We start from the raw sequence: 14,842 nt of genomic DNA, 5'->3' as shown, positions 1-14,842 counted from the left end.
ATTTGACCGTCAGGACGGGCTCGCCTCCGATGGTCGCTGCAAGTCCTTCGCCGCTGCGGCGGACGGGACCGGCTGGGCCGAGGGTGTCGGCATGCTGCTGGTGGAACGACTGTCCGATGCCCAGCGCAACGGACACCGGGTGCTGGCGGTGGTGCGCGGCAGCGCGGTCAACCAGGACGGCGCCTCCAACGGCCTCACCGCCCCCAACGGACCCTCCCAACAACGCGTCATCCGCCAGGCCCTGGCCAACGCCCACCTCACCAGCGCGGACATCGACACCGTGGAAGCGCACGGGACGGGCACCCGTCTTGGCGACCCGATCGAAGCCCAGGCATTGCTGGCCACCTACGGTCAAGACCGGGCGGCGGGCGAACCGTTGTGGCTGGGCTCGATCAAATCCAACATCGGTCATACGCAGGCGGCGGCCGGCGTCGCCGGCCTGATCAAGATGGTCATGGCCATGCGCCACGGCGTACTCCCGGCGACGCTGCATGTGGACGAACCCTCGCCGGCGGTCGACTGGTCGACCGGCGCGGTCGCATTGCTCACCGAGGCACGGGAATGGCCCGAGGCGGACCGGCCCCGCCGCGCGGCGGTGTCGTCGTTCGGTATCAGCGGCACCAACGCCCATGTGATCCTGGAACAAGCCCCCCAACCTGAGCCCGAACCCATCGCGACCATCACAACGCGACAAGCCCCCGGGCTAGTCCCATGGGTGGTATCGGCCAAGACCGAGGCCGCGCTACGGGCGCAGGTGGCACAGCTGCGATCCTTCGCCGCCGAACGGCCCGCCTTGGAGCCGGTCGACATCGGCTGGTCACTGGCCACGACCAGAGCCACGTTGGAACATCGCGCGGTGCTGGCCGGCGATGAGGAGCTGGCCGCAGGCATCGCGGCCGAGGGGCGGACCGCGTTCCTGTTCACCGGCCAGGGTGCGCAACGCGCCGGCATGGGCCTGGGGTTGTACGAGACCTTCCCCGTCTACGCCGAAGCCTTCGACGCGGTCTGCGCCCGACTGGACATGCGACTGGAACGACCGCTGCGCGAAGTCCTGACCGACGGCGCCGATCTGGACCAGACGGGATGGGCCCAGGCCGGCCTCTTCGCCCTCGAAGTCGCCGCCTACCGCCTGGTGGAGTCCTGGGGCCTGGTCCCCGATGTGCTGCTGGGCCACTCGTTGGGCGAGATCGTCGCCGCCCATGTCGCGGGGGTGTTGTCGCTGGACGATGCGTGCATTCTGGTGGCGGAGCGCGGACGCCTGATGCAGGCGCTGCCGACCGGCGGCGGAATGCTCGCCGTCCAGGCCACCGAGGCCGACGTCGCCGAGTCCGGCCTGGACATCGCCGCCGTCAACGGCCCGAACTCCGTGGTCCTCTCCGGCAGCAGCGACGCCATCGAGCGCTACGCCGCCGAATGCGCCAGCCAGGGCCGGCGGTTCACCATCCTGACCGTCTCACATGCGTTCCACTCCGCCCTGATGGAACCCATGCTGGAGGAATTCGCCTCGGTCCTGACCGGGTTGACGTTCAACCCCGCCCGCATCCCCATCGTCTCCAACCTGACCGGCACCACAGCCGAACCAGGCCAGATACAACAACCCGACTACTGGCTCCAACAGGTCCGCCAAACCGTCCGCTTCGCCGACGGCGTCACCGCGCTCGAAGCCATGAACGTGACCCGCTACCTCGAACTGGGCCCCGACGGAGTCCTGTCCGGCATGGCCCAGGAAACCACCGTCACCGACGCGACCTTCGCCACCCTCCTCCGCAAGGACCGCAACGAACCCGACACCACCCTCACCGCCATCAGCCGCCTCTGGACAGCAGGCGCCGACGTCAACTGGGCCTCGATATTCGACGGTTGGGGCGGCCGGATTGTCGAGCTACCGACCTATGCCTTCCAGCGGGAACGGTACTGGCCGGAGCTTGCGGTGCCGGCCAGTACCGGCGAGGGGCTGGTGGACTCCGCGTTCTGGGATGCGGTGGAGCGCGAGGATCTGGCGGAACTGGCCGGTCTTGAGTCGGCGTTGCCCGCGCTGGCCGCCTGGCGCCAGCGTCACCGGGAGCGGTCGACGCTGGGCTCATGGCGGTACCAGATCAACTGGAAGCCGTTGGACGGCTTGTCCTCGTCGGCGCTGACCGGCGTATGGGCGGTGGTGGGTTCGGAGGACGCGGAGGTGTCGGCCGCGCTGTCCGCCGCTGGCGCCACCGTGGTCAATGTCCCGGCCGAGGACGTGTCTTCTCTGCCCGAGGTCGTGGGCGTGGTGCTGTCCGCCTCCGGGTGGGCCGAGACGTTGACGGTGGTGCAGGCCCTGGGTGAGGTGTCGGCGCCGCTGTGGGTGGTGACGCGGGGCGCGGTGTCGATCGGTCGCTCGGACCGGCTGGCCGATCCGGAGCAGTCCACGGTGTGGGGCCTGGGCCGCGTCGCCGCGCTGGAGTTCCCGGGGCGCTGGGGCGGACTCATCGACGTCCCGGCCGAGTTGGACGCCCGAGCCGGCGCCCGGCTCGCCGGCATCCTGGCCGGCGGTGGCGGCGAGGACCAGATCGCGGTGCGCAGCTCCGGGGTCTACGGCCGACGGTTGGCTCGGGCGGTGCCGGCGGCGGTCACCGGCGCGGGTTGGGGGCCCTCCGGCACCGTGCTGATCACCGGCGGCACGGGCGCCTTGGGCGCGGAGGTGGCCCGCTGGCTTGCCGGACGTGGTGCGCCACATCTCGTTCTGACCAGCCGTCGAGGCATCGCGCCGGAGGGTCTGGTCGAGGAACTGGCCGAACTCGGCGCCCGCACCACGGTCGTGGCCTGCGATGTGGCCGACCGCGACACTCTGACCAGCGTCATCGCCGATATCCCGGAGCTGACGGGAATCGTCCACGCGGCCGGCGTCGACAACCCCGAAACGCTGGCGTGGACCACCACCGAGGCCGTGGCCGACGTGCTGCGGGCCAAGGTCGACGGAACGAGGCATCTGGACGAGCTGACGGCGGGGCTGTCGCTGGATCTGTTTGTGGTGTTCTCCTCAATCTCCGCCACCTGGGGCAGCGGCACCCAAGGCGCCTACGCCGCCGGAAACACCTTCCTCGACGCCTGGGTACAGCACCGCCACGACCGTGGCCTGCCGGGCACGGCGGTGGCCTGGGGCCCCTGGGCCGGCGGCGGCATGGCCGCCCAAGGCGAAGCCGAAGCCGCCCTACGCCGGCGTGGCCTCATCCCGATGGACCCCACCCTCGCCATCCAGGCACTGGCCCAGGCCGTCGACGGCCGCGAGCCCCATGTCACGGTCGCCGACGTCGACTGGTCCGTCTTCGCGCCGGCCTTCACCTCGGCCCGCCCCAGCCCGCTGCTGTCCGACCTCCCGGAGGCAACGGACACCCTCCAGACCACCGCGCCAAACGACGATGCCGGGTCGGAGTTGCGACTGCAACTCCTGGACTCTCCCATCTCGGAACGAGCCCGCATTCTGCTGGACCTGGTACGTGACCAGGCCGCCGTGGTGCTGGGGCATACGGCGGGTGCGGACGCCATCGAGCCGGGACGGGCGTTCCGGGACCTGGGGTTCGACTCGCTGATGGCGGTCGAGCTGCGCAACCTGCTCACCGCGCACACCGGGCTGACGCTGCCCGCGACGCTGGTCTTCGACTACCCCAACCCGACCGTCCTCAGCGACTTTCTGCTGTCGCAGTTCCTGGGCACCGCGCAGCCGGCGAGCCTGCTGCCGGCCCGGGTGAGCACCGCCACCACCGACGAGCCGATCGCGATCGTGGGCATGGCCTGCCGCTACCCCGGCGGGGTCACCTCACCGGAGCAGCTGTGGGACCTGGTCAGCGACGGCGGCGACGGCATCACCCCCTTCCCTGACGACCGTGGCTGGCCTACCGGGATACTCGATGGCACGGCCTCTTTGGGTGGGTTTGTCCAGGACGCGGACGAGTTTGACGCCGGCCTGTTCGGGATCTCGCCGCGTGAGGCCCTGGCCATGGATCCGCAGCAGCGGCTGCTGCTGGAAGCGGCCTGGGAAACCCTCGAATCCGCCGGGATGAACCCCCGCTCGCTCCGAGGCCGCAGTGTCGGCGTCTTCGCTGGCGCGTCCCCCTCCGGATACGGTGGCAACGGTGTCGCCGGCGCCGAGGGACATCTGCTGACCGGCACGGCGAACAGCGTGATCTCCGGCCGCCTCGCCTACACATTCGGCCTTGAGGGCCCGGCGGTGACCGTCGACACCGCCTGTTCGTCATCCCTGGTCGCTCTGCATCTGGCCGCCCAGGCCCTGCGGTCGGGCGAGTGTGAGCTGGCGTTGGCCGGTGGCGTCACGGTGATGGTCACCCCGGGCGCCTTCGCCGAGTTCGACCGTCAGGACGGTCTGGCCTCCGACGGCCGCTGCAAGTCCTTCGCGGCCGCCGCCGACGGCACCGGCTGGGCCGAGGGCGTCGGCCTCCTCCTCGTCGAACGACTCTCCGATGCCCAGCGCAACGGACACCAGGTGCTGGCGGTGATGCGCGGCAGCGCCGTCAACCAGGACGGCGCCTCCAACGGCCTCACGGCCCCGAACGGTCCCTCCCAGCAGCGGGTGATCCGCCAGGCCCTGGCCAACGCCCACCTCACCGGCGCCGATATCGACACCGTCGAAGCGCACGGGACGGGCACCCGCCTCGGCGACCCGATCGAAGCCCAGGCGCTCCTGGCCACCTACGGCCAAGACCGGGACCAGAACAGTCCGTTGTGGCTGGGTTCGATCAAATCCAATATCGGCCACACCCAGGCGGCCGCCGGAGCGGCCGGCGTGATCAAGATGGTGATGGCCCTGCGGCATGGCCTGATGCCCGCCACCCTGCATGTGGACGAGCCATCGCCCCAGGTCGACTGGTCGGCCGGCGCGGTCGCGTTGCTCACCGAGGCGCGGGAATGGCCCGAGGCGGACCGGCCCCGCCGCGCGGCGGTGTCGTCGTTCGGTATCAGCGGCACCAACGCCCATGTGATCCTGGAACAAGCCCCCGAACCTGAGCCCGAACCCATCGCGACCATCGCGACGCGACAAGCCCCCGCACTGGTGCCATGGGTGGTGTCCGCCAAGATCGAGGCCGCGCTACGGGCCCAGGTTTCGCAGTTGCGATCCTTTGCCGCCGAACGTCCGGCGCTGGACGCCATCGATATCGCCTGGTCGTTGGCGACCACGCGCGCCGCTCTTGAGCACCGGACGGTGCTGGCCGACGACGGGGATGTGCTGGCCGCGGGTGTCGCTACCGAGGGGCGGACCGCGTTCCTGTTCACCGGCCAGGGTGCGCAACGCGCCGGCATGGGCCTGGGGTTGTACGAGACCTTCCCCGTCTACGCCGAAGCCTTCGACGCGGTCTGCGCCCGACTGGACATGCGACTGGAACGACCGCTGCGCGAGGTCCTGACCGACGGCGCCGATCTGGACCAGACGGGGTGGGCGCAGGCCGGCCTCTTCGCCCTCGAAGTCGCCGCGTTCCGTCTGGTGGAGTCCTGGGGCATCACGCCGGATGTGTTGTTGGGCCACTCATTGGGCGAGATCGTCGCCGCCCATGTCGCCGGAGTCCTCGATCTGGACGACGCATGCACCCTGGTCGCGGAACGCGGACGCCTGATGCAGGCCCTGCCGACCGGCGGCGGAATGCTCGCCGTCCAGGCCACCGAAGCCGACGTCGCCGAGTCCGGCTTGGACCTCGCCGCCGTCAACGGCCCGAACTCCGTGGTGCTTTCCGGCAGCAGCGACGCCATCGAGCGCTACGCCGCCGAATGCGCCCAGCGCGGCTGGCGGTTCACCATCCTGACCGTCTCGCACGCGTTCCACTCCGCCCTCATGGAACCGATGCTGGACGAATTCGCCTCGGTCCTAGCCAGGCTGACGTTCAACCCCGCCGACATCCCCATCGTCTCCAACCTGACCGGCGCCATAGCCGAACCCGGCCAGATACAACAGCCCGACTACTGGCTGAAGCAGGTCCGTGGGACGGTCCGCTTCGCCGACGCCCTCACCACACTCGAAGCCATGGGCGTGACCCGCTACCTCGAACTCGGCCCCGACGGAGTCCTCTCCGGCATGGCCCAAGAGACCACCGCCGCCGACGCGACCTTCGCCACCCTCCTCCGCAAGGACCGCGACGAACCCGACACCACCCTCACCGCCATCAGCCGCCTCTGGACAGCAGGCGCCGACGTCAACTGGGCCTCGATATTCGACGGTTGGGGCGGGCGGGTGGTCGAGCTACCGACCTATGCCTTCCAACGCGAACGGTACTGGGCTCAGTCGAATGTGATCGCCGGGGATGCGGGTGCGCTCGGCATCGAGGGCACGGGCCATGCGTTGCTGGGTTCCGTGGTGGCACTGGCCGACAGTGACGGGATACTGCTGACCGGTCGGTTGTCTACGGGCGGGCAGCCGTGGCTGGCCGACCACGTGGTGCTGGGCCAAATCGTCGTCCCCGGCACGGCGTTGGTGGAGATGGCGTTGCGGGCCGGCCAGGAGGTTGGCTGCGGTCTGGTCCGCGAGTTGGTGTTGCAGTCGCCGTTGGTGTTGCCGGAGTCGGGCGCGGCGCAGGTTCAGGTGCGGGTCGAGGCCCCGGACGCGGCGGGCGACCGCCCCATCCACATCCACGCCCGCGCCGAGGGCTCGGACGAATGGGCCCTGCACGCTTCCGGTTTCCTCGCCGCATCCGAACTCCAGGCACCCGATTTCGATATGGCCGTATGGCCGCCGCAAGACGCTCTACCGGTGGAACTGTCCGGTTTCTACGAGGCGTTGACCGGCGCCGGCTTCGCCTACGGCCCGATGTTCCAGGGTGTGCAAGCGGCCTGGCGCGACGAGTCCGGCATCTATGCCGACGTCACGCTGCCCAACACGGACGGGGTCGAAGGGCTGGGCATCCATCCCGCGCTCCTGGACAGCGCCTTGCATCCCACCGGCCTGCTGGCCGGCGACGACGAAGCCTCCGGGCCTCGGTTGCCGTTCGCCTGGTCGGGCGTGCAGCTCTTCGCGGTCGGCGCGACGGCGTTGCGGGTGGCGATCGTCCCCGAGGGCGAAGGCGTCCAGGTGCGGGCGGCCGACGGCCTCGGCCAACCAGTCGCACGCATACGCTCGTTGATGTCCCGCACGATATCGGCGGACCAACTCACCCCAACCGGACCCACCGACGACGCACTCTTCGCCATCGACTGGACCACCCTCACCACAACCCCCCAGACCCAACCAACCGACCTCACCACCCTCACGACCGGCGAAGGCCCACTGGAACAGGTACTCGGCGACCTACTGCGCCAGATGCAGGAGTGGTTGGCGAACGAGGACTCGGTTGGCTCCCGTCTGGCCGTGGTGACCCGAGGGGCCGTCCCCGCCACCCCCGACGACGCGGTCGATGAGGTGAGCGCGGCGGTATGGGGCCTGGTGCGCTCCGCCCAGTCGGAACATCCGGACCGCATCATCCTCGTGGACACCGACCCCACGACCGACAACCTGGACCTAGCGCTCCTGGCCGGTGGTGACGAGCCGGGGATCGCCATCCGCAACGGCCAGTTGCTGGTCCCGCGACTGGTACGAGTGACGGCCGCCACGGAGCCAGCGGTGTCACCGAACCCGGACGGCACCGTACTCATCACCGGCGGCACCGGCACCCTCGGCGGCCTCCTCGCCCGCCACCTCGCCGCCCAACACGGCGTGCAGCACCTGTTGTTGCTCTCCCGCCAAGGCCCCAACGCTCCAGGCGCACCCGACCTGGTCGCCGAACTGGAGAAACTGGGCGCACAGACACGGGTCGTCGCCTGCGACGCCGCCGACCGCGACGCCCTCGCGGCCGTCCTGGCCGACATCCCCACCCGGACACCCCTCACCGGCGTCATCCACGCCGCCGGCGTACTCGATGACGGCATCTTCACCGCCCTCACCCCCCAACGGCTCAACACCGTCCTCCGCGCCAAGGCCACCGCCGCCGTCAACCTGCACGAACTCACCCACGACACCGACCTGTCGATGTTCGTTCTCTACTCCTCCGTCGCCGCAACCTTCGGCACCCCGGGACAGGCCAACTACGCGGCCGCCAACGCCTACCTCGACGCCCTCGCCACCCGCCGCCGCACCGAAGGACTCCCCGCACTCTCCCTCGGCTGGGGCCTGTGGGAGCAGGCCAGCGGGATGACGGGGCATCTGCAGGATCGTGTGTCCCGTCTCGGTCCTGGTCTGTCGGACGCACAGGGCCTGGCCCTGTTCGACGCGGCGCTGGGCGTGGACCGGGCCACCGTCGTGCCGATGCTGCTGGACGTCGGCGCCCTGCGGTCCTGGGGTTCGGCCAGCCCGATCCCGGCGCTGTTGCGTGGTTTTGTGCCGGCCGCCGTGGTCCGGCGGGCCGGGCGCGCGGCGGGGGGCGAGCCGCAGCTGCTGCGGCAGTTGGCAGGACTGTCGCCGGCCGAGCGGCGCACGCTGCTGCAGGAGATGGTCCTGACCGAGGTGGCCCAGGTCCTGGGCCACACCTCCGCCGACGCCATCGGGGAGCGGCAGGCGTTCAAGGACCTGGGCTTCGACTCCCTGACCGCCGTCGAACTGCGCAACCAGCTCAATGCCGCCACCGGGCTGCGGCTGCCCGCGACGCTGGTGTTCGACTACCCCAACGTTCAGGTGCTCGCCGGTCATCTGGCCGATCTGTTGTCGGGCGCCGACGAGCCGGCCGTGGCGGCACCGCGCCGCCCGGCGCCGGCTGCGGCGGACGAGCCGATCGCGATCGTCGGCATGTCCTGCCGACTGCCGGGCGGTGTGGTCTCGCCGGCCGGGTTGTGGGACCTGGTCGTGGCCGGCGAGGACGGGATGACGGACTTCCCGGACGATCGCTGGTGGGAGGTGGCCTGGAGCGGGGTGTCCGGCGTGGGTGGCTTTGTCACCGGCGCGGGCGAGTTCGACGCGGGACTGTTCGGGATCTCGCCGCGTGAGGCGCAGGCCATGGACCCGCAGCAGCGGCTGCTGCTGGAAGGCGTCTGGGAGGCGTTCGAATCCGCCGGTCTCGACCCGTTGTCGCTGCGCGGCTCCGCGACCGGCGTCTACGCGGGCGTGATGTACCACGAGTACGCACAGAGTCTGGGCGTCGCGCCGGAGGGCGTGGACGCGTTTCTGGGCACCGGTAACGCGGGAAGTGTGCTGTCCGGTCGGGCGGCCTATGTCTTCGGTCTTGAGGGCCCGGCGGTCACGGTCGATACGGCCTGCTCCTCCTCCCTGGTGGCGTTGCATCTGGCGTCGCAGGCGTTGCGGTCGGGTGAGTGCGATCTGGCGGTGGCCGGCGGCGTGACCGTGCTGTCCACCCCGGGAGTCTTTGTCGACTTCGCCCGCCAGGGCGGGCTGGCCGCCGACGGCCGCTGCAAGTCCTTCGCCGCCGCGGCCGACGGCACCGGCTGGTCCGAAGGCGCGGCCATCCTGGTGGTGGAACGTCTCTCCGACGCGCGACGCAACAACCACCCCGTTCTCGCCGTCGTCCGGGGCAGCGCCGTCAACCAGGACGGTGCGTCCAACGGCCTGACCGCGCCGAACGGGCCCTCCCAGCAACGCGTCATCCACCAGGCCCTGGCCAACGCCCAACTCACCGGCGCCGATATCGACATCGTCGAGGCCCATGGCACCGGCACCCGTCTCGGTGACCCGATCGAGGCGCAGGCGCTGCTGGCGACCTATGGCCAGGAGCGGGGCGAGAACGAGGAGCCGCTGTGGCTGGGGTCGATCAAGTCGAACATCGGCCATACCCAGGCGGCGGCCGGTGCGACGGGCGTGATCAAGATGATCATGGCTCTGCGGCATGGGCTGATGCCGGCGACGCTGCATGTGGACGCGCCCTCGCCGCAGGTGGACTGGGCAGAGGGCGCGGTGGAGTTGCTGACCGAGGCACGGGACTGGCCGCAGGCCGACCGGCCGCGCCGCGCGGCGGTGTCGTCGTTCGGGATCAGCGGCACCAATGCCCATGTCATCCTCGAACAGGCCCCCGAGCCCGAGCCCGTTGTGGTCGTGGCGACGCGGCAGGCGCCAAAGCTGGTGCCCTGGCTGGTGTCGGCGAAGTCCGAGGCCGCGTTGCAGCCCCAGATCGAACGGCTGCGGTCCTTTGTCGCCGACCGCCCGGAGCTGGCTCCGGTGGATGTCGGCTGGTCGTTGGCCACCACCCGAGCCGCTTTGGAGCATCGAGCCGTCCTGGCCACGGGCGGGGATGTGCTTGCCACGGGTGCCGCCGCCGATGGCCGCACCGCGTTCCTGTTCACCGGTCAGGGCTCGCAACGCGCCGGCATGGGCCTGGGGTTGTACGAGGCGTTCCCGGTCTACGCCGATGCTTTTGACGCGGTCTGCGCTCGTCTTGACGCGCGACTGGAACGCCCCCTCCGCGAGGTCCTGACGGATGGCATTGACCTCGACCTAACGGGCTGGGCGCAGGCCGGCCTGTTCGCGCTCGAAGTCGCGCTGTTCCGGCTGGTCGAGTCCTGGGGCCTGGTTCCCGACGTGCTGCTGGGGCACTCGCTGGGTGAGATCGTCGCCGCGCATGTCGCCGGGGTGCTGTCGCTGGACGATGCGTGTGTGCTGGTCGCGGAACGCGGCCGGCTGATGCAGGCGCTACCGAGCGGCGGCGTAATGCTCGCCGTCCAGGCCACCGAGGCCGACGTCGCCGACTCGGGCCTTGACATCGCCGCTGTCAACGGCCCCCGTTCCGTGGTCCTCTCCGGCCCCGTCGAGGCCATCGACCGCTACGCCGTCGAATGTGCGAGGCAGGACCGGCGGTTCAACGTTCTGACGGTCTCGCATGCGTTCCACTCGGCGTTGATGGAGCCGATGCTGGACGAGTTCGCCTCGGTATTGACCGGGTTGACGTTTAACCCCGCCCGGATTCCGATCGTTTCAAACCTGACGGGTGCGGTGGCCGAGCCGGGGTTGTTGCAGGAGCCGGAGTACTGGCTCAAGCAGGTCCGTGAAACGGTCCGCTTCGCCGACGGCGCCGGGGCGCTGGAGGCGATGGGCGTCACGCGGTACCTCGAACTGGGCCCCGACGGGGTGCTCTCCGGCATGGCACAGGAGACCGTCGCAGAAGGCGTGTTCACCCCCCTCCTCCGCAAGGACCACGAGGAGACCGACAGCGCCGTCACCGCCGTCGGCCGACTGTGGACGGTGGGTGTCGATATCGACTGGCCGGCGGTGTTCGCCGGCTGGGGCGGCCGGGCCGTCGAGCTGCCGACATATGCGTTCCAGCGCGAACGGTACTGGCCACGGCCGAACCTGGGCAGCGGGGACCTGGGCTCGGTCGGCCTGGCGGGCGCCGGCCACGCCCTGCTGGGCGCGGCGGTAGCGCTGGCCGACGGTGACGCGGTGGTGCTGACCGGCCGGTTGTCGCTCGGCGCCCAGCCGTGGCTGGCCGACCATGTCGTGCTGGGTCAAATCGTCGTCCCTGGTGCGGCGTTGGTGGAGATGGTGCTGCGGGCCGGTCAGGAGGTCGGCTGCGGACAGGTCCGCGAGTTGGTGTTGCACGCACCGCTTGGGCTGCCGGAGTCCGGCGGGGTGCAGGTGCAGGTCCGGGTCGAGGCCCCGAACGCCTCGGACGACCGCCCGGTGCATATCCACGCCCGCACCGAGGGCACCGACGCATGGATCCTGCACGCCTCGGGCTTCCTCGCCCCGTCCGAGCCCCAGGCCCCGTCGTTCGATCTGTCGGTGTGGCCGCCGGAGGGCGCGGTCGCGGTGGATGTCGACGGGTTCTATGACGTCCTCGCTGGCGGTGGCTTCGGGTATGGCCCGGTGTTCCAGGGGGTACGGGGGGTCTGGCGTGATGCGTCCGGGGTCTATGCCGAGGTCGCCCTGCCGGAGTCGGACCGGGAGCGGGTCGACGCCTTCGGGATCCACCCGGCCCTGCTCGACGCCGCGCTCCACCCATCCGGTCTTGTCCTCGACGACGCCGGACCCGTCGCCGGGCCACGGCTTCCCTTCGCCTGGACCGGAGTGGAACTCTTCGCCGTCGGCGCGACGGTGCTGCGCGTGGCGATCCGTCCCGAAGGCGAAGGCGTCATCGTCGAAGCCGCCGACGCCACCGGCGCACCGGTGGCGAGCGTTCGTTCCCTGATGTTGCGCGCCATAGCGGCCGATCAGCTCCCCTCCGCCACCGAACGCGGCGGCGATGAGGCGCTGTTCGCGGTGGAGTGGACCGCACTGCCACCCGGCACCGGCTCCGTCGGTGAGGCGGAGTTCACCGTCCTTCCGGTCTGGACCGGCCCGGTGGAGCAGGTACTGGGTGCGGTACTGCGCGATGTGCAGGAATGGCTGGCGGACGAGGAACGCCCCCAAACCTCCCGTCTGGCGGTGGTGACCCGAGGTGCCATGCCTGCGGGTCCCGGTGCGGTGGTCGACGAGGTGGGCGCGGCGGTATGGGGCCTGGTGCGCTCCGCCCAGTCCGAACACCCCGACCGAATCGTGCTGGTCGACGCCGACCCCACGACCCCCGATGACCTGGACCTGACGCTGCTGGACGGAGTGGACGAACCCCAACTCGCCATCCGCGACGGCGCATTGCTGGCACCCCGACTCACCCGAGCCACGGGGCGTGGACTGGAACTCCCCTCCGGGACCTGGCATCTGCTGCCGGGCACAGATGGGACTCTGGAGTCCCTGCGTATCGAGGCCGTGGACACCCCACCCCTGGAGGCCGGTCAGATACGGGTCGCCATCCGGGCGGCCGGGGTCAACTTCCGCGACGTCCTCATCGGCCTGGGCATGTACCCAGAACCCGGCGTCATGGGCTCCGAAGCCGCAGGCATCGTGCTCGAAGTCGGTCCCGACGTTGACGATCTCGCACCAGGAGACCGGGTCTTCGGATTCTTCGACGGCGCCTTCGCCGCCGAAGCGGTAAGCGATCGTCGTTTGCTGGTGCGGGTACCGGAGGGCTGGTCGTGGGCGGAGGCGGCGTCGCTGCCGTTGGTGTTCGCCACCGCCTGGTACGGCCTGCGGGATCTGGGCGGAGTCAGCCAGGGCGAATCGGTACTCATCCATGCCGCCGCCGGCGGCGTCGGCATGGCCGCCGTACAACTGGCCCGGCACTGGGGCCTGGAGGTCTACGCCACCGCCAGCCCCAGCAAATGGCCCACCGTGACCAACAACGGCGTCGACCCGACACACATCGCCTCCTCCCGCGACCTCGCCTTCGAAGACCACATCCGCACGGCGACGGACGGCCGGGGTGTGGATGTGGTGCTGAACTCCCTGGCCGGTGAGTTCCTGGACGCCTCCCTACGCCTCCTGGCGCCCGGCGGCCGGTTCATCGAAATGGGCAAGACCGACATCCGCACCGGCCTAGATGTCCCCTACCACGCCTTCGACCTCTCCGACGCCGGCCCCACCCGCATGGGCCACATCCTCACCCAAGTCGTCGCACTCTTCGAACAAGGCATCCTCACCCCCCTCCCCCTCACCGTCTGGGATGTCCGCGAAGCCATTTCCGCCTGGCGCCACATGGCCCAGGCCAAACACATCGGCAAGAACGTCCTCACCCTCCCCACCCCCCTCAACCCCCACGGCACCATCCTCATCACCGGCGGCACCGGCACCCTCGGCACCCTCCTCGCCCGCCACCTGGTCACCCAACACAACGCCCGCAACCTCCTGCTCCTCTCCCGCCAAGGCCCCAACGCCCCCGGCGCACCCGAACTCACCGCCGAACTACAAGAACTAGGCGCACAAGCACAGGTCATCGCCTGCGACGCCGCCGACCGCGATGCTCTCGCGGCCGTCCTGGCCGACATCCCCACCCAGGCACCCCTCACCGGCGTCATCCACGCCGCCGGCGTACTCGACGACGGCATCTTCACCGCGCTCACCCCCCAACGGCTCAACACCGTCCTCCGCGCCAAGGCCACCGCGGCCACCAACCTGCACGAACTCACCCACGACACCGACCTGTCGATGTTTGTGCTGTATTCCTCGGTATCGGCCACCTTCGGCACCCCGGGGCAGGCCAACTACTCAGCCGCCAACGCCTACCTCGACGCCCTCGCCACCCGCCGCCGCACCGAAGGACTCCCCGCACTCTCCCTCGGCTGGGGTTTGTGGGAGCAGGCCAGTGCGATGACCGGCGGACTCGCCGGGGCCGACCGGTCGCGTGCCACCAGCGCCGGCGCCGCCCTCACCACCCAACAGGGCCTCGCCCTCTTCGACACCGCCCTCACCCACCCCACCCCCCACCTCGTCCCCGTCAACCTCGACCTCACCGCGATCCAGTCCCTCGACACCGATATCCCTCCGCTGCTGCGTGGGCTGCTGCGCCGTCCGGTCCGGCGGGCCGTCGGCGGCGCGGCGCAGGTCGGGCCCTCGCTGGCGGAGCAACTGGCCGGGATGTCGGCGCAGCAGCGGGACGTGGCGCTGCTGGAGCTGGTGGTGGCCTCCTCGGCCGTCATCCTCGGGCATGCCTCGCCCGAGGCGATCGGGCCGGACCGGCCGTTCAAGGATCTCGGGTTCGACTCCCTGACCGCCGTCGAGCTGCGCAACCGGCTCAACGCGGCCACCGGGCTCCGGTTGCCGGCCATGCTGGTCTTCGACTACCCGACGCCGGCCTCGTTGGCCGACCATCTGCGAGACGAGCTCGTTCCGCCGGACAGGACGCCGGCCGAGACGCTGCTGGACGAGTTGACGCGGATGGAGGGCGAGCTTGCCGGGCTGACGGCCGGGGAGCTCGAACTGACCGCCGGCGAACGGGCGATGGTCCGTTCACGGCTGGAGGTCATGCTTGAGCGGGTGCGGGGCGGGGAGCGGCGGCCGGTCGCGACCGACGACCGGGATCTGGAGAGCGCCACGGCGGACACCATCTTCGCGTTGATCGACGAGGAGTTGGAAGGCTGA

At 70.5% G+C, this 14,842-nt stretch carries 1 protein-coding gene (cut by a window edge); it reads left to right on the top strand.

What is annotated here, in order from left to right; genetic code table 11:
- Positions 1-14,842, top strand: partial view of a type I polyketide synthase gene (locus AOM46_RS35445; RefSeq protein ID WP_234313862.1) — the 3' portion only. The gene continues 9,536 nt to the left of window position 1, outside the view; only the last 14,842 of its 24,378 coding nucleotides appear in the window; the start codon falls outside the window, past its left edge; it ends in the stop codon at positions 14,840-14,842.

This window comes from Streptomyces sp. NBRC 109706 (genome assembly GCF_000974485.1).
Taxonomy (GTDB): domain Bacteria; phylum Actinomycetota; class Actinomycetes; order Streptomycetales; family Streptomycetaceae; genus Streptomyces.
Note: the sequence above shows the minus strand (reverse complement) of the source record. Positions and strands in the feature narration are given on the sequence as shown.